The organism is Dyadobacter sp. LHD-138 (genome assembly GCF_030929615.1).
In the GTDB taxonomy this organism is placed as follows: domain Bacteria; phylum Bacteroidota; class Bacteroidia; order Cytophagales; family Spirosomataceae; genus Dyadobacter.
Window position 1 is genome coordinate 1 of the sequence record NZ_JAVFVU010000048.1, and the last position, 18102, is coordinate 18102.

16 protein-coding genes are annotated in these 18102 nt (G+C 44.1%); 13 read left to right on the forward strand and 3 right to left on the reverse strand.

Annotation, left to right across the window (positions count from 1 at the left end):
• The first annotated feature begins 164 nt into the window (after positions 1-164).
• Together RB622_RS26455 and RB622_RS26460 are read left to right on the forward strand one after the other, a co-directional pair.
• The gene (locus tag RB622_RS26455; RefSeq protein WP_308049799.1) at positions 165-836 is read left to right on the forward strand and encodes a GntR family transcriptional regulator; all 672 of its coding nucleotides are present in this window, start codon (positions 165-167) and stop codon (positions 834-836) included.
• 23 nt (positions 837-859) lie between these two features.
• Positions 860-2101 carry an MFS transporter gene (locus RB622_RS26460; protein ID WP_308049800.1) on the forward strand — a complete coding sequence of 414 codons (1242 nt, stop codon included), beginning with the start codon at positions 860-862 and terminating at the stop codon, positions 2099-2101.
• A gap of 264 nt (positions 2102-2365) precedes the next feature.
• On the opposite strand, the gene RB622_RS26465 is transcribed toward RB622_RS26460, so the two are convergent.
• From RB622_RS26465 to RB622_RS26475, 3 genes are all read right to left on the reverse strand, one after another.
• Positions 2366-3037 carry a peptidoglycan DD-metalloendopeptidase family protein gene (locus tag RB622_RS26465; RefSeq protein ID WP_308049802.1) on the reverse strand — a complete coding sequence of 224 codons (672 nt, stop codon included), beginning with the start codon at positions 3035-3037 and terminating at the stop codon, positions 2366-2368.
• Between the two features lie 65 nt (positions 3038-3102).
• Complete coding sequence (locus RB622_RS26470; protein ID WP_308049803.1) at positions 3103-5676, reverse strand: zinc-dependent metalloprotease; 2574 nt, start codon at positions 5674-5676, stop codon at positions 3103-3105.
• Positions 5677-5851: 175 nt separating this feature from the next.
• Positions 5852-6787, reverse strand: coding sequence for a phosphatase (locus RB622_RS26475; RefSeq protein WP_308049804.1), 936 nt, complete (start codon positions 6785-6787; stop codon positions 5852-5854).
• A gap of 157 nt (positions 6788-6944) precedes the next feature.
• Between RB622_RS26475 and rpsU the strand changes: the two genes are divergently transcribed.
• The 11 genes from rpsU (at position 6945) to RB622_RS26530 (ending at position 18080) form a co-directional block, all read left to right on the forward strand.
• Positions 6945-7139, forward strand: coding sequence for a 30S ribosomal protein S21 (gene rpsU, locus RB622_RS26480; RefSeq protein ID WP_090336895.1), 195 nt, complete (start codon positions 6945-6947; stop codon positions 7137-7139).
• Between the two features lie 114 nt (positions 7140-7253).
• Positions 7254-8126: a tyrosine-type recombinase/integrase gene (locus RB622_RS26485; protein ID WP_308049805.1), complete on the forward strand. Its 873-nt coding sequence runs from the start codon at positions 7254-7256 to the stop codon at positions 8124-8126.
• A 66-nt stretch (positions 8127-8192) separates the two neighbouring features.
• On the forward strand, positions 8193-10778 hold the full coding sequence (locus RB622_RS26490; RefSeq protein WP_308049806.1) for a phosphoenolpyruvate carboxylase: 2586 nt from the start codon (positions 8193-8195) through the stop codon (positions 10776-10778).
• A 211-nt stretch (positions 10779-10989) separates the two neighbouring features.
• Positions 10990-12159, forward strand: coding sequence for a homogentisate 1,2-dioxygenase (locus RB622_RS26495; protein WP_308049807.1), 1170 nt, complete (start codon positions 10990-10992; stop codon positions 12157-12159).
• A gap of 53 nt (positions 12160-12212) precedes the next feature.
• Positions 12213-13349 carry a 4-hydroxyphenylpyruvate dioxygenase gene (gene hppD, locus RB622_RS26500; protein WP_308049808.1) on the forward strand — a complete coding sequence of 379 codons (1137 nt, stop codon included), beginning with the start codon at positions 12213-12215 and terminating at the stop codon, positions 13347-13349.
• 37 nt (positions 13350-13386) lie between these two features.
• Positions 13387-14112 (forward strand): phenylalanine 4-monooxygenase, encoded by a 726-nt coding sequence (locus RB622_RS26505; protein WP_308049809.1) that lies wholly within the window; start codon positions 13387-13389, stop codon positions 14110-14112.
• Between the two features lie 109 nt (positions 14113-14221).
• Positions 14222-14656 carry a MarR family transcriptional regulator gene (locus RB622_RS26510; RefSeq protein ID WP_308049810.1) on the forward strand — a complete coding sequence of 145 codons (435 nt, stop codon included), beginning with the start codon at positions 14222-14224 and terminating at the stop codon, positions 14654-14656.
• A gap of 5 nt (positions 14657-14661) precedes the next feature.
• Positions 14662-15918, forward strand: coding sequence for a fumarylacetoacetase (gene fahA, locus RB622_RS26515; protein WP_308049811.1), 1257 nt, complete (start codon positions 14662-14664; stop codon positions 15916-15918).
• Positions 15919-15933: 15 nt separating this feature from the next.
• A complete protein-coding gene (locus RB622_RS26520; RefSeq protein WP_308049812.1) occupies positions 15934-16809 on the forward strand; it encodes a flavin reductase family protein in 876 nt (291 codons plus the stop codon).
• 116 nt (positions 16810-16925) lie between these two features.
• Complete coding sequence (locus RB622_RS26525; protein WP_308049813.1) at positions 16926-17663, forward strand: SIMPL domain-containing protein; 738 nt, start codon at positions 16926-16928, stop codon at positions 17661-17663.
• A 78-nt stretch (positions 17664-17741) separates the two neighbouring features.
• Positions 17742-18080, forward strand: a complete 339-nt coding sequence (locus tag RB622_RS26530) for a YtxH domain-containing protein (RefSeq protein WP_308049814.1) — start codon at positions 17742-17744, stop codon at positions 18078-18080.
• Positions 18081-18102 lie beyond the last annotated feature (22 nt).

An 18102-nucleotide genomic window follows, 5' to 3' on the forward strand; every position in this document is an offset into this window, starting at 1 on the left:
ACATAATTCAATCTGATAACGCTCTGAGCTTTTGATAGAAGCATAAAAAAGATAAAACATCACGAAAGCCTATACAAAACAAAGAGGGCGCCTCAATTCGAATTTGAGACGCCCTCTTTTTTTGCAGAATAAAAAATATTTGTACTTTTGAAACATCAGATGATATGATGAATAAAGATACAATTATAAAACGGTTAAGTCTGGCAGATGAAGTTGCCGGCAGATTGCAGGAGAAAATTGCTCTTGGTGAATATGCTATCGGTGAAAAGCTGCCAACGGAACCGGAGTTAATGGCGGTTTTTGGGGTAGGGCGTTCAACGATACGGGAGGCAGTCAGGAACTTGTCCAATGCCGGGCTGGTGCGCGTTCAGCAGGGCTTGGGGACATTTGTAGAGCGGCAACAGGTAACAGCTGAGTCTTTGTCGGAAAGATTTCTGAGGGCCAAAGGATTGGAATTAAATGAGATCCGGCAGCTCTTTGAATTGAAAGTGGCCGAGAAAGCAGCACTTAACAGGACGGAAGCGGATATTATTCAGATGAGAAAACATCTTGAAGAACGTCGTAAAATGGGTTTTGCAAATATCCCGGAAGCTTGTATACAGGCAGATATTAATTTTCACCTCAGTATTGCCACGGCTTCACAAAGTGAAATACTGCTGGATATGTATAAAACGGTAGCACACCATTTAAAGCAATACTTTTTAGAATTATTCATAGATACCGAAAGTTTTATCCAGACGCAGGAGCTGCATGAGTTGTTGCTGCAAAGCATTGTGGATCAGGACTCGCAAAAGGCCTGGGCCTGTGCCGCAAGGATAACCGGCCAGCCTGTTTAATATCCGTTTTAGCATATAAGTTTATGAAAACCATTGAAGAAAATCACGCAGGTTCCTATCAGGCATCTGCGGTCAGTGCCGAAGAGGCTGTGTTCCCCATCTTATTAGCGTTAAGTTTTTCACATCTCCTGAATGATACGCTGCAATCCCTGATTCCGTCGATTTACCCGATGGTTAAGGATTCTTTCCACCTGACTTTTTCACAAATAGGATTAATCACATTTACGTTTCAATTGAGCGCGTCCATTTTTCAGCCGCTCGTAGGGCTTTATGCCGATAAAAAGCCGCAGCCTTATGCGCTTGCGATCGGGATGTGTTTCACCATGCTGGGGCTGATCTCCTTGTCGATGGCGCCGAGTTTTGAGATCATACTGCTTTCGGTGGCTTTAATTGGAATTGGTTCGGCCGTTTTCCATCCGGAAGCTTCACGGATTGCACGCATGGCATCTGGCGGGCGGCATGGGATGGCGCAGTCGCTTTTCCAGGTTGGAGGTAACGCAGGGAGTTCGCTGGGGCCGTTGCTTGCCGCTTTGATTATTTTGCCTTTCGGTCGGTTTCAGATCATCTGGTTCTCACTCGTCGCGTTGCTGGCCATTATCATTCTCTCAAAAGTAGGTGGATGGTACAAAAGAAATATGCATTTGACCCGCAAAAAATCGGGTAATGGTACGACAAATGAGATAGTGCAGCATCTTTCAAAGGGGAAAGTGGCATTTTCAATTGGGGTATTGTTATTGCTGATTTTTTCAAAATACATTTACATGGCAAGCCTGACGAGCTACTATACTTTTTACCTGATTCAAAAATTTGGTATTTCTGTCCAAAGCTCTCAGATCTATTTATTTATATTTTTATTCTCGGTAGCGGCCGGAACATTTGTCGGCGGACCGGTCGGTGACCGGATCGGTCGGAAATATGTTATCTGGATTTCAATTCTTGGCGTTGCTCCATTTGCTTTGTTGTTGCCGTATTGCAATCTTTTTTGGACGGGAGCACTTACGGTTATCATTGGTCTTGTGTTATCATCCGCGTTTTCGGCCATCCTGGTTTATGCACAGGAACTGATTCCTGGTAAAGTGGGCATGGTAGCAGGCTTATTCTTTGGATTTGCTTTCGGAATTGCGGGCATAGGCTCCGCGATTTTAGGGAAACTTGCCGATAGCACAAGCATTGAGTATGTATTCTGGGTTTGTTCGTTCCTGCCTTTAATTGGATTATTAACAGGTTTCTTGCCAAATCTGGAACGGAAAAAATCTAAGGTTTAAACGCAGAGGTAGTTGAGTTTTAAAAAAAGGGAGTTTCGCAGAGAGGTTTTTCATATCTCTGCGAAACTCCCCTTTTCCTTCGTTACCTCTGCGGCTGCTCGTTCTTGCCTTTAATAGGATTATTAACAGGTTTCTTGCCAAATCTGGAACGGAAAAAATCTAAGGTTTAAACGCAGAGGTAGTTGAGTTTAAAAAAAAGGGAGTTTCACAGAGAGGTTTTTCATATCTCTGCGAAACTCCTTTTTTACTCAGCTATCTCTGCGTTTAAATATCAATCCTTAAGATCAGATTTGGGTCTGGGCAGATGGAAAGAAAATAATCTCTGTCGGCGATGCTGCTCACACCCGGGAAATCTCCTTTGGATTTTCCTATATCACTAATAAGCTGGAAATGAAGGTGCGGCGGCCAGTTGCCGTTTTCAGGAGAAGATCCAATTCTAGCAATTTTTTCGCCGGCGGCAAAGGCTTTTTCCACAAATAATCCGTCGAGAGAATCCAGGGAAAGATGGCCGTATAAAGTGTAGAATGTAAAACCTTCCTGTTCGTGTTTTAAAATAATCGTAGGGCCGTAATCCCCGAATTGATTATTAAAGGCGAAACTATGGACTTCACCGGGCAACGGAGCATAAACCGGCTCACCGGCGTCTGTCCATATATCCGTTCCCAGATGAATACTTCTTACATTGTTCTGACTGGTAAAATGTTCGCGTTGCCGGTAAATAATACGGTTTTCATCGTATCCGCCAATCCCGACATATTGATTTTTAGATAACATCGTATCGAAAACATAGGCAGAAAATACATTTGTGTCCGTCAGGTCCTGGCGGAGAAGATCTTCATTGGTTGCCGAAAAATCTAATTTTCTGTAAGGTTTTTGATTTGCAATAACCTGTTCAAAATGAGGACATCCGTGAAGTATTTCTGATAATGTTTTCATGATACAAAAGGTATAAAAAAGGCAGTACCCGATAACGAGGATACTGCCTTTTGCGATTCAGGTTATTATTTTGGATCCAGCGCCAGATTGATTCTTTGCAAAACATCCTTCAAATGATACTTGCTCAGTTTATCCGTTTGCAGGGGTATCGCTTTTTGAATCGAGCCTTTCAAAATTTCCAGGTGACCGAGTGCGATAGAAGGCAAATCGGTTTTTTCCAACTCGACTACACGTGTTGAAAATCCGTAAGTGACGCCGGGCGGAATTGACTGCACATTGGCTTTTCCCGGTTTTAGCAGCCCAATCATCTTTTCAGTGTATACCTTTTGGAGATTTCTTCGGTAAACATCTATCGGCTGCGTAGTTTTGATTTCTGACCATATGCCACTTGCCAAATCCGTGAAAAGATCATCCTGCGTATAATATTTGGCTGAGATTCCGGTTTCCATCAGTCTAACAGCCCTGTCTCCGGCAAACAATGCAGTTAGCGCGTATTCCTGCAAGCTTTTGATTGCTTCAACACCACTTTCAGGCTTGATTTTACTTAATATATTCTGATCCATCAACCAGGTCGGTGTTTTAAACAGCTGGGTATTCAGGAAAGTAACAGCCTCTTTTTGCGTTGCTTTTGGAACCGTTGTAAAACCTTCTTCTTCCATGTCATAGGTCACAGGTGTATCATAAATACCACCCACATTTTTAATTACATGGCCCAAATAGCGACGATATTGCAGGACAACATTGCCGTATAACTCTTCCAGTTCCTTATAGCTTTCGCCATCTTCTTTGCTCCATGTGATTAAATTAGGAACAATTTTTTTCAGATTTCTGATACCGTATTCTGATGCTTTCATTGCGTTATCGCTCAAATCTTCTGTTTGATAACGAGGATCGTAAGGGCTGATTTCTGTACCAAAACGTAACCTTGGGTTTTTATAAGCTTCCTTTGTCCATTTATTCAGCGTGGCTTTTTCTTCTTTCAGGTCTGTATTGGGCAAATAACTATAACCCCATTGAATTGCCCATTTGTCGTAATCTCCAATTTTTGGAAAAAGATTCGTTATCCCATCTTCGGGTTGCGCTACATAATTAAAGCGCGCGTAATCCATAATAGACGATGTGTGACCATTTTGTTCAACCCAGGCTTTGTCGCGCAGTTTTTCAACCGGCGTTGCTGAACTCGCACCCATGTTATGTCTTAAACCCAGCGTGTGGCCAATTTCATGCGAAGAAACAAAACGAACGAGTTGTGACATCAATTCGTCATCAAATGTTTTCTTGCGTGCCGCAGGATCCACGGCGGCCGCCTGTACGAGGTACCAGTTTCTCAACAAACGCATCACATTGTGATACCATCCAATGTGACTTTCAATAATTTCGCCGCTTCGCGGATCGTGTACATTGGGCCCGTAAGCATTCTGGATATCGGCAGCAAAATAGCGGATTACTGAAAAGCGGGCATCTTCCAGACTCATGGTGGTGTCTTTTTCTGGCCAGTATTCGCCACGTATTGCGTTTTTCCAGCCTGCTTTTTCAAAGGCAACCTGCCAGTCATCAACGCCTGCTTTTAAGGCTTTTCTCCATTTTTCAGGCGTGGCCGGGTCGATATAATAAATGATTGGTTTTTTAGGTTCAATCAGCTCACCATTTTTCTGACGCGCTGCATCAGCTGCATTTTTTGGTTCCAGTTTCCAGCGTACGGCAAAAATTTCATTATCCGATTTCTGCGATTCTTCACCAAAAACGGCGTACTGGTTAGCGAAAAACCCAATCCTGTTATCGAAAATCCGCTTTCTCATAGGCGTTTTTGGGAGCAGGATCAAGGAGGTGTTCAGCTCCAAAGTCACCACGCCGGCGTCTGATCCGGCAGGCAGGTATGAGCCAACGGTCGGTGTCGGGGTGAGCGAAATTACCGGTGGAACAACAGCAAATGTCTTGACAGTCCGTATTTCGGTATTGATCGGGTAGGAGCTTATCTTTTCAATAAATGAGGCCTCCTTTTTAAATGCGGCCAGTTTATGGATCTGTTTTACGAAAGGACTCAATGAAAATGTCTGATTATCCGCATTGAAAAAATCAGTTACATCAATGACCGAGGCCTTGTCATTGTCATCTTTTTTAAGTGCCTTAATATCAAAAACACCGATGATCGGATCAGAATTTGAGTTTTTTACAGCCTGGAAAATCGGTTTGGTGCTATCAGGGCTGGCCACAACAATAGTTACTGAACGGAGCAGAATATTGTTGTCGAATCCTTTTTCCCAGCGGATCATTTGTCGTTTTACCTCTTCGCCGCCGAAAATTCCGCCACCTGCAGCAGTTTTTGAGTAGCGTGTTACGGCCATAATGTCTCTGTTCAGCAAGGTGTCAGGAATTTCAAAATACCATTTTTCCGCCATCTTGTGGACAGAAATCATACCTTTCTGACTGACAGTTGTGTTGTCGATGAAGTCTTTGTAAGCCTTGGGTCCTTTCTTTTTTTCGTCTTTCAGTTTGTCCTTTGCGGCGTCTGCAACCGCGTCAACGGCTTTTTCAATTTTTTTTTCGTCTTCTTTTTTGTCTTTTTTCTTTTGTGCCTGAGCAAACGGCAACGTGGTTAAGATTAGACAGAGGGGTAGGAGAAGTTCTTTTATTTTCATGAAAGTTTGAGAAAGTATAATTGATGATTCAACGACAAAAATAGGGATTTGATTGGTATGACAATGACTTATTGATTCCGGCTGGTATTTTTCCGGAATCAGATCAAAAAGAGTTTGTTGCTTGATAGTCGTCCGACGGTAGAAAAAACCGTCGGACGGCATGGCTTGTCGGGAGTTATCCGTTAATCAGTTTTGACAAGACACCTTCTTTCAGCGCGTGGCTTGAAACCTGGATACGGGAAATTTTGTGGTTTTTCAGGACATAATCAACCAGGCAGACTGCTACCACGATCATATCCACGCGAAGTTCGATCATACCGGGAATTGCCATCCGCTCGTCGTGATTGCCCGAAAGAATTAAGGCATAAACACGGTAAAATTCTTCGGGGGATATGGAAAAATCCGTTTGGGTTCTGTTCGGCCAATCGCCTGTACGGTTCTGATAATCAATATCAACCAGTGTGTCAAAGGTCCCCGAAGAGCCAACCAGTTTGGTGGGCGCATATTGATGCACTGCGTTGGCGAGCGCTATTAAATTTTCGTCAAAATAGTTATAAAGGCGTTTTTTGTCGCTGTCAGAAATCGGGTCATTTTTCATGAATTTCTCCATCAGCCGTTGCCCGCCGATCTCGAAGCTCTGTTTCCAGAAGATCTGACTTTCGTTACCGATAATAAATTCAACGCTGCCGCCGCCAATGTCCATGATCAGCGAAGGTTCTTTGCCCAAATTCACACCCGTACGAACACCGTGGTAAATATATTCCGCCTCTTTATTGCCATCAATGACAGTAACCGAGATACCCGTTTCCCGTAAAATGGCTTTACAAAAATCTTCCTGATTGTCAGCATTCCGAATCGCGCTTGTTCCGAAAGCAAAAGTATTTTCCGCGGAAACCTCAAAAATATCCAGTTGTTCACGGAAAATATGAAGCACTTTCAGCGCCCTTTCCGTGGCCTCATCTGTAATGCGTTTTTTGTTGATTCCACCCAATCCAATCTGAGTTGGCAGGCTTTTATGAAAAAGCGTCGTGATTTTTTCACTATTTTTTTCAATAATCAGCAGATGAAATGTATTTGTTCCTAAATCAATAATACCCAATCGGGAGCTCATAAGCGATGGTTAATGGGTTAATCCCTTCATTATAATGGACAAGTTGCAAAAATAACCTAATTTTTAATGACTTATTTCTTGATTTTCTGTTTAATAAGTCTTTTCTTTGCAGTCCAATTTCAGAAAACCAGTTCAAAGAACATTATATCTTATAAGCATGCTTATTATTAACATCAAAGACAACGAATCGATCGATCGCGCATTGAAGCGTTACAAAAAGAAATTTGAGAGAACCGGCACTATGCGTCAGCTTCGCTCTCGTACCGCATTCGAAAAGCCATCTGTAAAGCGTCGTTTCGAAGTTTTGCGTGCGGTATACAAAGAAAAAACGTACGGTCACCTGGAAGACTAGTTCTTTTTGAATTGTTTTTCTGTTGAAAGTAGGATGGGATAATTGTATCCTGACCAACGTCATATAAAAAAGGGTTGTCTTGTATTAGACAGCCCTTTTTTGTACGTTAGGGGCATGATAGAGCCCTTTTTGGAATACCTGGCATTTGAAAAACGATCCAGTGCGCACACGGTAATTTCCTACCGCACTGACCTGGACCAGTTTAGAAAATATTTGCTGTTCCAATATGAACTGGATAAGCCGGAAACGGCGACACCGGTTATGCTTCGCTCCTGGTTGGTCAGTTTGATGGAGGAAAAGTTAAATCCGACTTCGATTAATCGTAAGATGGCTTCCTTGAGATCTTACTATGGGTTTCTCCGCCGAAGAAAATACATCACCAAAGACCCTTCCGCCATATTGTCCTCGATGAAAATGCGGCGCAAACTGCCTGCTTTTGTAGAAGAAAAGGCGATGGAGTCACTTTTTGCTTCGGAAGATTTTACCGATGATTTTGCAGGAGTCCGGGACCGGATCATTATGGAGCTGCTGTATGGCACGGGCATGCGTCTCTCTGAATTAATTGATCTGGAGACAAAAGATCTCGACCTGGAAGCCAGGATTGTCCGGGTGACGGGAAAAAGAGGGAAGGAAAGACTGATCCCCGTTTCAGGTTTACTGGTTCAATTTTTGAAGGAATATCTCGTGCAGCGCGCTCCTGAAGAACCTACCCATGCGCTGATTTTAACGGATTCCGGGAAGGCCGCTTATCCTGTTTTTATCCAGCGTACCGTTAAAAAATATCTTTCGGGTGTCACCACCCTGGCGCAAAAAAGTCCGCACGTTTTACGTCACACCTATGCCACGCATTTGCTAAACCGTGGCGCAGACCTGAATGCCATTAAGGAGTTGCTCGGTCATGCAAATTTGGCAGCTACTCAGATTTATACGCACAACTCTATAGAAAAACTTAAAAAAACACATCAACAGGCCCATCCAAAGGCCTGATCCCGATTTTTTTCAGGTATATTTGTTTCAAATTGCCGGTCTCAAAATAAAATTTTGTCACTCCATATGAATCACAGTTTCCAGGACGCAGTAGTTACGAAGTACAATATTTTTAATAGCCTTTTCCTGAGTTTGCCTTACAGGGGTATTTCTCAGACTGGTTCGTTACTTCCGTTACTTACCCAGCAAAGCGAAGTAGGGTTTCAGGAAGGGAAGTCGCCCAAGCAGATCATCGAACATTTTTTTGAAGAACTACTTGAAACGGCCACCCCTAAGGAACGCACTGATCTTTTGTTTGCCTTTATTCAATATATTGAAAGGCAGGTTGTTTTATTTGATTCCGTTGAAGATGCTGCTTTTGACCAGACGCATGAATTGAACGGGAAAGGATCAATAACTTATCTGACAGACCGTCTGGATAATGAATCTCTTCGAAAAAAACTTTTACATAAACTGGATGATTTCAGTGTCCGGATCGTGTTAACGGCGCATCCGACGCAGTTTTATTCCGGAAAAGTACTGGGCATTATCAATGACCTGGAAGATGCAATCAAGGTGAATGATTTTACCGAAGTTAATCAGTTGCTTCTTCAACTTGGTAAAACAGCATTTATCAACCACGAAAAACCGACTCCTTTTGACGAGGCGGTGAGTTTATGCTGGTTCCTTGAAAATGTATATTACGATGCAATTCCTGCCATTTTGATCAAATTGATCAATGGACTCGGCATGAGCGCGCACGACTGGCCTTATCCGAATGTTTTCCGTCTGGGCTTCTGGCCGGGGGGGGACCGGGATGGTAACCCGTTTGTCAATGCAGATACTACGCTGCAGGTGGCAGATCGTCTGCGTGAGACTTTGCTTCGCGGTTATTACCGTGATATCCGTAACCTGAAACGCAGATTAACGTTCAAGGGCGTTGAAGATGCCATTTCGCTGGCGGAACGCAAAATGAACAGCACCATTTTCGGGCCGACGGAAGAAGGATATGAAAATGCGCAGGAGCTGATCGATGAACTTTTGAAAGCCAGGATTGTACTTGTTGACAAACATCAGGGCCTGTTCGTAGAACTTCTGGATAACTTTATTCTGAAATTAAATCTTTTTGGGTTCTTCTTTGCCAGTCTCGATGTGCGTCAGGACAGCCGTAAACATGGTAAGGCGTGGGAAGATATTCTGAAACGTCTTGAGAAAAAAATCCCGTTGCTGAAATACAGCGATTACCAAAACTGGGAAGAAAGCAAGAAAATTGACCTTTTGCTGTCGCTGAATATTCCTTTGCGTATCGAAGATTATGAAGATTCGCTTACAAAGGATATTCTGGGCTCAATCAATGCGATAAAAACGATTCAGGGGCTTAATGGTGAGCAGGGCGCGCACCGTTATGTGATCAGCAATAACACATCGGCACTGAATGTGATGGAGGTGGTATCGCTGGCAAAAAACCTGATTGCCGACGAAAACGGGCATCTGTCCCTGGATGTGGTGCCGCTGTTTGAAACGGTAGACGATTTGGCCAATGCGCCGGAAATCATGCGGACGCTTTATACCAACGATTATTATCGTGGCCATTTGTCGAGACGTGAAAATCACCAGACGATCATGGTAGGTTTCTCTGACGGTACAAAAGACGGCGGTTATCTGCGTGCAAACTGGTCTATTTATCGTGCCAAAGAAGAGTTGACGAAGGTGTCGCGTGAGTTTGGCATCAAAGTGACCTTCTTCGACGGTCGTGGAGGCCCTCCGGCACGTGGCGGTGGGAATAACCACAACTTCTATTCTTCACTCGGAAAAGATATTGAAGACAAAGAAATACAATTGACTGTACAGGGGCAAACGATCAGCTCCAATTATGGCACCGTGACAACGGCCATGTACAATCTGGAAAGACTTTTCACAGCCGGTCTTGAAAACCATCTTTTCCGTGGAAACAGAAAAGAGGAAGAATTAAGCCCGGAGGATAAGGATTTGCTTGAAGAAATGGCTGCTGCCGCTTACGATTCTTATCTTGACCTGAAAAACCATCCGATGTTTGTAAAATATCTGGATAAGAAAACGCCGCTTCGTTTTTACGGACAAACCAATATCGGAAGTCGTCCGACGAAACGTGGCAACGTGGATGAAGGCTTGAAATTTGAAGATTTACGTGCCATTCCATTCGTGGGTTCATGGGCGCAAATGAAGCAAAATGTTCCGGGTTTTTACGGATTCGGAACAGCGATCCAACAGCTAGCGGAGAAGGGCAAGAAAGAGTCAATAAAAAAACTGTACAAGAAATCACTTTTCTTCCGAACGTTGATCGAAAACTCGATGCAATCGCTGTCGAAAGCATTTTTCCCGGCAACGAAATATCTTCGCGAGGAACCTGAGTATCAGGAATTTTGGGATAAGATGCATGCAGAGTTCAAACTGACGCTGGACTTATTGCTGGAAGTTTCGGAACAAAAGGAATTGCTTGACAGCAATAACGTCACGAAAGTATCCATCAAGATCCGTGAACGTATCGTATTGCCGCTGATCACGATCCAGCAGTATGCGCTGCAAATGCTGGCCGAAGATCCAAAAACATTGCCTGTGGATATAGAAACCTACAACCAGCTGATCATGCGTGCGATGTTTGGTATTATCAACGCGGCGAGAAATTCGGCATAGGTTTATCAGATAAAGCAATACAAAGCCTCTGACATTGATTTGTCAGGGGCTTTTTTTGTGTCTGATAAAAACAAAATAATACAAATAGTTGTTTAAATATTAAATTGTTTATATAATTGTTATCAAAACAACTAAATAAAATTTGTTGACCTTTTTTCCTTGACAGTGTCGTGTAGAGACATAATTTCCGGTATGTAAACTGAAAGAAAAGATGCCGATCTATCATCAACTTGGGAATATTCCGCCGAAACGCCACACCCAATTCCGGAAACCGGAAGCAGAAGGAGCGGGTTTGTATTATGAAGAAGTTTTTGGTACGATTGGCTTTGAAGGGATGTCGTCGCTGCTTTATCATGTCGCTCGGCCAACGCAGGTAAAATCGCTGCTTTCGCCCTATGATGTCACGCCAAAAATTGCGGATGGAAACAGTCTGATGATGCGGAAGCTGATCGGTTTCAACATTTCACCCGAAAGTGATTATCTTGATAGCCGGGTTCCTTTGCTGGTAAACCGGGATGTGACGATAGGACTGGCGGCACCACAGCATTCGCTGACCCGTTACTTTTATAAAAATGCCGATGCCGACGAGCTGCTATTTGTTCATCGGGGGAGTGGCAGGTTGCGTACATTTTTTGGATCCATCCCCTTTCAATATGGTGATTACATGCTTATCCCCCGGGGTGTGATTTATCAGATTGATTTTGATACGGAAGATAACCGTCTTTTTTATCTTGAATCCCATGCGCCGATTTATACACCCAAACGATACCGGAATCATTTTGGTCAGCTGATGGAACAGGCTCCGTTTTGCGAGCGGGATTATATTTTACCGCGGGATCTGGAAACCTATGATGAAAAAGGAGATTTTCTGGTAAAAATAAAAAAACAAAACACGATGCATCCCGTCGTTTATGCGACGCATCCGTTTGATGTCGTGGGTTGGGACGGGTACAACTATCCCTGGGCATTTTCCATCCATAACTTTGAACCGATCACCGGCCGGATTCATCAACCGCCGCCGGTGCATCAGACCTTCCAAACCGATGCATTTGTGGTTTGTTCCTTTTGTCCGAGGATGTATGATTATCATCCGCTGGCTATCCCGGCGCCATACAATCACAGTAATATCGATTCGGACGAGGTGCTGTATTATGTCGACGGAGATTTTATGAGCCGTAATGATATTGCTCAGGGGCATATCACGCTGCATCCGGGCGGGATTCCACACGGGCCGCATCCGGGTGCTTATGAGCGGAGCATCGGCAAAAAGGAAACACAGGAACTGGCCGTTATGGTGGATACTTTCCGGCCATTGATGGTGACGGAAGCTGCGATGGATATCGATGATGGTAAATATTATCAGAGCTGGCTGGAACCCTGACCAATAGCCGGCAGTAAGTGAATGTTCAATTGTGATTATAACGATTCGAAGCAATGGAAATAAAGGAACTGGATCAGAAAGAAGTCGTTCCAGGCGATCAGCCCGATTTTTTACCAATTAACGGAACCGATTATATTGAATTTTATGTAGGCAACGCGCTGCAGTCGGCACACTACTTTCAGACCGCTTTCGGTTTTCAGCCTCTGGCTTATGCAGGACTGGAAACGGGGCTTCATGACCGCGAGTCTTATGTTTTGGTGCAGGACAAAATCCGTATTGTCCTGACGTCCCCGCTTAGAGGAAAAACACCCGTAAGTGCGCATGTCGACCGTCATGGTGATGGGGTGAAAATCATAGCCTTATGGGTTGACGATGCGAAAAAAGCATACGAAGAAACAACACGTCGCGGCGCACTTTCTTATCTGGCCCCTGTTACTGAAAAAGATGCGCAGGGCACGGTGATCCGCTCGGGAATCCATATTTATGGTGAAACGGTGCATGTATTTGTAGAGCGGAAAGCATACAACGGCGTTTTTTTGCCCGGATTTGTGGCCTGGAATCCCGCTTATGTTCCCAAATCGGTGGGGTTACGTTTTGTAGACCATATGGTTGGGAACGTAGGCTGGCATGAGATGGACAGCTGGGTGAATTTCTATGCGGATGTGATGGGTTTTCAACAACTGGTTTCTTTTGATGATAAGGAAATATCCACCGAATATACCGCCCTGATGAGTAAGGTGATGAGTAACGGGAACGGGCGAATCAAGTTTCCGATCAACGAACCGGCAGAGGGTAAAAAGAAATCCCAGGTGGAAGAATATCTGGATTTTTATGGTGGGCCAGGCGTTCAGCATATTGCGGTGGCGACGGATAACATTGTGGAAACCGTTACGGAACTTCGAAGCCGGGGTGTTGAATTTTTGCAAATTCCTCAAACCTATTATTTAAATCTCGCAGAACGGGTAGGTGATATTGATGAAAAAATTGATAAACTCCGTGAGCTTGGCATCCTGATCGACAGGGATGATGAAGGGTATTTGCTTCAGATTTTTACGAAGCCCATCGTGCCCCGTCCGACACTCTTTTTTGAAATTATTCAGCGGAAAGGTGCCAGGTCTTTTGGAAAAGGAAATTTCAAGGCATTGTTTGAGGCCATCGAACGGGAGCAGATGCTTAGAGGAACTTTATGAGCATATGGAAAATAGGGGGCATTAATTTTTGAGAACCATGGACCAGGATTATCAAAAATATTCGGAGGCTGACCACAAGATGTGGAAACAGTTATTTGAGCGGCAAATGAATGTTTTGCCGGCGATAGCGAGCCGGACTTATCTCGAAGGAATTGATAAAGTAGGTTTTGTTGCGGATCATATCCCTGATTTCAAAAAAGAAACCAATCCGCGTTTGCAGCTTTTGACAAACTGGAAAGTGTATGTCGTACCCGGATTGATCCCGCACAAAGAGTTTTATACGCATTTAAGTAACAGGGAGTTTCCGGCATCGACCTGGCTTCGTAAACCCGAACAGCTGGAATATCTGGAAGAACCCGATATGTTTCATGATACCTTCGGACATGTCCCGTTATTGAGCAATCAGCCTTTTTGCGATTTTATTGAACATCTGAGCCATGTCGCCCTCCGCTTTATTGAAAATGAAAATGCACTGGCGCAGATTTCCAGGTTGTATTGGTATACCGTTGAATTTGGTCTGATCCGGGAAAGCGGGGCGTTGAAAATATATGGGGGAGGGATTATTTCTTCGGCGGGGGAAAGCGCCTATTGTTTGCGTGAAAAAGTACCGAAACTGAATTTTGATGCGGCCATTTTATTGGGTACTCCTTACCATATTGATAAGTATCAGGATCATTATTTTGTGATAGACTCCTACGCCCAGCTTTATGAATCTGTTTCTGAAATTGAGAAATTATTAGACGAATTTGTGGAAATGGTTTGATTCGTTAAAAAGTATTCAATAAATGTTCTTTAATTATTAGTAGACGAATAGTTGGGTTGCCTTATATTAGTGTGCTGTATAAACGTATTGGAACTCTTATTGAATTATTATGACCCACCATTCTGACCAACGTGCTTATTTTTTTAAAATAGACACAACGATAAAGAAAATCCGCAATGCATTGCAAAAACAGTTAAACGAGGCCGGCTTTGATTTGACTGTCGATCAATGGGTGCTTATTGACCATATTTTTCGCAAACAAGGCATAAGTCAAAATGAATTGGCTGAGCTTACCTTTAAAGATCCGCCGACTGTCACACGGATTGTCGACTTGCTTGAAAAAAAAGGGCTTGTGGAACGTAATCCGGCGGTAGGGGATCGTCGCAAGTTTAATCTTTTCCTCACTGAAAAAGGAGAAAAGACATATACCGAAGCTTTCCCGATTGTTGCTGAAATTCGTTACAAAGGCTGGGGAGACCTGGATGAGGAAGATTATCAGCATTTTGTACGGATCATGGATTCCATCTATAAAAACTTTACCTGAGTTTTATGCAATTTCATTCTTCCTGGCTGCCGATTCCGGCCCATTCCGATTTTTCGCTTCACAATTTACCATTTGGAATTTTTAGCACGAAGTCGGGGGAGCCACGGGTCGGTGTGGCTATTGGGGAATGGATTATGGATATGACGGCCGCCCATGAATTTGGGTTTTTTAAGACGCTTGAAATTGACGCGGCCGTTTTCAAAAAAGAAACGCTTAACGATCTTATTGCGTTGGGCCGGATGGCTGCCAAAGCTATCCGTTTGACGATCCAGCAGTGGCTTACGGATGAACATTCGCCGTTGAAAGAAGCCGCTTCACGGGTTTTAATCAGGCAGACGGATGCCCGGATGCACATGCCGCTAAGGATTGGTAATTATACCGATTTTTATTCCAGTGAAGAACATGCAATGGCCGTCGGGAAACTTTACAGGCCCGAGAATCCGCTCTTACCCAACTGGAAACATATGCCGATTGCCTACCACGGCCGGGCATCTTCGGTTGTTTTATCAGGCACCGCGATACATAGGCCTTTGGGGCAAACCAAACCGGGCGCATCGGAGTATCCGGTTTTTGGTCCCACAGCTGCACTGGATTTTGAGCTTGAACTTGCTTTTGTCGTCGGGAAAAATTCGGAACTTGGGAAACCGGTATCCATGGCAGCGGCTGAGGATCACCTGTTCGGGGTGGTACTTTTTAATGACTGGTCGGCACGGGATATCCAGCGCTGGGAGTACCAGCCTCTTGGGCCTTTCGCGAGTAAAAACTTCGCTTCTTCTATCGCTCCGTGGGTTATTACGATGGACGCGCTGGAAGCTTTTCGGGTAGAGGGCCCCGTACAAGCACCGGTGCCTATGCCTTATCTGCAAACGACCGGTCCCAAAAACTTTGATATCCATCTCAGTGCAGCCATTCAGCCAAAAGGATTTGAGGAAACGGTTGTTACCGAGACCAACGCGAAATATTTGTACTGGAACATTCATCAACAAACTGCCCACCATACGATAACGGGTTGTAACCTGAATACCGGCGATTTACTGGCAACCGGAACCATCAGCATTCCGGGACCAAAAGGAGCGGGCTGTCTGCTCGAAGCGACAAAGGGAGGTAAGCAGCCGCTTAACTTAACAGGCGGTCTTAACCGAACATTTTTAGAAGATGGTGACGAGGTCATTATTCGGGGATTTGCTGAACGAGATGGTATAAAAGTGGGTTTTGGAGAAGTACGGGGCGAAATTTTACCGTCATTGCCTGATTTTATATAAAACATTTGTCTTGATATGAAAACAATCGATCCGTCGGAAATGGGTTCGCGCGTATTTTATAAGTATATGACGGCATCGGTTGCGCCACGGCCTGTGGCATTTGCCAGTACCATTGATAAGGCCGGGAATGTCAATTTAAGCCCGTTCAGTTTTTTTAATTACATGGGAATTGACCCGCCTATTGTCGCTTTCGCACCCAACCGGCGCGGCCGCGATAACACGCACAAGCATACGGCCTTGAATATTTTTGAAGTACCGGAAGTGGTTATCAACCTGGTAACTTACGATATGGTGCAGCAGATTTCACTGGCCAGTGCAGAGTTTGAACGTGGCATCAATGAATTTGAAAAAGCTGGTTTTACAGCATTGCCTTCTGAACGTGTCAAGCCACCGCGGGTTAAAGAATCTCCGGTACAGCTTGAATGCAAAGTTATTGAGATCAAGGAACACGGATCGATGGTATTGATCCTGGCAGAAGTGATCCTGGCACATTTTTCCGAAGATCTTATGGATGCGAACGGACAAATTGACCAGCGCCGCACCGACTGGATCGCCAGGCTTGGCAATGACTGGTATGCCCGGGCCAATGAAAGTGCTTTGTTTGAAGTAGCGCGCCCGCAGATCGGTATTGGTGTCGATGCGATGCCGGAATGTATCCGAAATTCTAAAATTTTGTCTGGTAACAATTTAGGACAGCTGGGAAGCGTTGTCAGCCTGCCGGATAGGGTCGAGATAAGCGCATTTGCTAAAACAGCGGAAATAGCGAAAATCCTGGAACAGGCAAGATATGGCTGTGAATATCTCCCTGATCTGCTGCATGAACATGCACGGAAACTGTTGATAATCAACAAAGTGAAGGAGGCCTGGTTAACTTTATTGCAGACCGTTTAAACCTTTTGTATCTTTTTTGCGTCTAAACTTTGAGTTTACATTCCTGAAACATTTTTTCGGGATACGGGCTCAGGCAATTTATCAACAACTTTTTTAATTAATTTAATTTTTCAGCCATGAAAAAAGTAATTCTTTTGAGCTCGCTTTTAATGGGAGCTGTTTTATTTCCAACTTTTTCACAAACAGCCACTGTGTCCGTAACGCCTCCAACCAGAAAAATAGAAGTAGCGGGTTTTGCCGAAATGGAAGTTAGTCCCGACGAACTGTATTTTAGTATTTCATTGAGAGAATATTTCAATGACGAGAAAAACCAGAAGGATAAGGTGATCATCACGACTTTGGAGAAACAACTTTTGAAAGCCATCGCCGATGCAGGATTGCCAAAAGAAAGCCTGTCGATCAGTGGGGTAGGCGGTTATCAGAATTACACGGATAAAAAGAAAAAACCGGCTACGTTCCTGGAAAGTAAGCAATACGAACTGAAAGTGGACCGTGCGGACAAACTCGACGGAATCTTGTCAAAAGTGGAGAGCCGCGGTGTGCAGTATGCCAACATTGCACATGTGGACCATTCGAAAAAAGAGGAGTTTAAGAAACAGGTTAAGATCAATGCTTTGAAAGCGGCCAAAGATAAAGCTACCTATTTGCTGGAAGCTGTTGACCAGAAATTAGGACAGGTTTTGGAAATCAGAGAGGTTGAGGACAATATCAATTATCCCCAGCCGATGTTTGCAAAAGCCAATGTGCGTATGTACGCTGCGCCAGAAGCGGCTGATACCGTGCAGGATAGTGATGTGCAATACCAAAAAATAAAGATCAATTACCGGATGCAGGCCGCTTTTGAGATTAAGTAAGCTGGAACGATATTTGAAGATCAATAAATTACTGATTTATTGTATATTCACCTATCAATCAACGAACCACATAGCGAAATGAGCATCAACGCAAAACATCTGGCCACTTTTATTCTTGGCGCAGCCGCCGGAGTAGCAGCCCATAAATATCTTCAGACCGAGGAAGGAGAAAAACTTCTTGAAGATTTGAAAACGAAAGCAAGCGACCTGAAAGCTGAGGCAGAAGGCGCCGTGGATAAAGCACCGGAATATTTTCAGGAGCTAAAAACAAAGGGTTCGGAAGCGTTGAAATCTAATTTCCCGGATGCTGAAAAGTTTCTGAAAGACTTGATCGATAAATTTTCGGGTGGGAGCTCCACGACTGGACCCACCACAGAAGGAGGCGATGTTGCTTCTGTGACGCCCTCAGCGCAATAATAAAGAATAAAAAATCCTGAAG

Coding starts and splice junctions, on each gene's coding strand:
- rpsU (WP_090336895.1), top strand. CDS start 6,945: ATGCTTATTATTAACATCAAAGACAACGAATCGATCGATCGCGCATTG.
- RB622_RS26495 (WP_308049807.1), top strand. CDS start 10,990: ATGCCGATCTATCATCAACTTGGGAATATTCCGCCGAAACGCCACACC.
- RB622_RS26505 (WP_308049809.1), top strand. CDS start 13,387: ATGGACCAGGATTATCAAAAATATTCGGAGGCTGACCACAAGATGTGG.
- RB622_RS26455 (WP_308049799.1), top strand. CDS start 165: ATGATGAATAAAGATACAATTATAAAACGGTTAAGTCTGGCAGATGAA.
- RB622_RS26475 (WP_308049804.1), bottom strand. CDS start 6,787: ATGAGCTCCCGATTGGGTATTATTGATTTAGGAACAAATACATTTCAT.
- fahA (WP_308049811.1), top strand. CDS start 14,662: ATGCAATTTCATTCTTCCTGGCTGCCGATTCCGGCCCATTCCGATTTT.
- RB622_RS26465 (WP_308049802.1), bottom strand. CDS start 3,037: ATGAAAACATTATCAGAAATACTTCACGGATGTCCTCATTTTGAACAG.
- RB622_RS26510 (WP_308049810.1), top strand. CDS start 14,222: ATGACCCACCATTCTGACCAACGTGCTTATTTTTTTAAAATAGACACA.
- RB622_RS26460 (WP_308049800.1), top strand. CDS start 860: ATGAAAACCATTGAAGAAAATCACGCAGGTTCCTATCAGGCATCTGCG.
- hppD (WP_308049808.1), top strand. CDS start 12,213: ATGGAAATAAAGGAACTGGATCAGAAAGAAGTCGTTCCAGGCGATCAG.
- RB622_RS26490 (WP_308049806.1), top strand. CDS start 8,193: ATGAATCACAGTTTCCAGGACGCAGTAGTTACGAAGTACAATATTTTT.
- RB622_RS26520 (WP_308049812.1), top strand. CDS start 15,934: ATGAAAACAATCGATCCGTCGGAAATGGGTTCGCGCGTATTTTATAAG.
- RB622_RS26485 (WP_308049805.1), top strand. CDS start 7,254: ATGATAGAGCCCTTTTTGGAATACCTGGCATTTGAAAAACGATCCAGT.
- RB622_RS26530 (WP_308049814.1), top strand. CDS start 17,742: ATGAGCATCAACGCAAAACATCTGGCCACTTTTATTCTTGGCGCAGCC.
- RB622_RS26525 (WP_308049813.1), top strand. CDS start 16,926: ATGAAAAAAGTAATTCTTTTGAGCTCGCTTTTAATGGGAGCTGTTTTA.
- RB622_RS26470 (WP_308049803.1), bottom strand. CDS start 5,676: ATGAAAATAAAAGAACTTCTCCTACCCCTCTGTCTAATCTTAACCACG.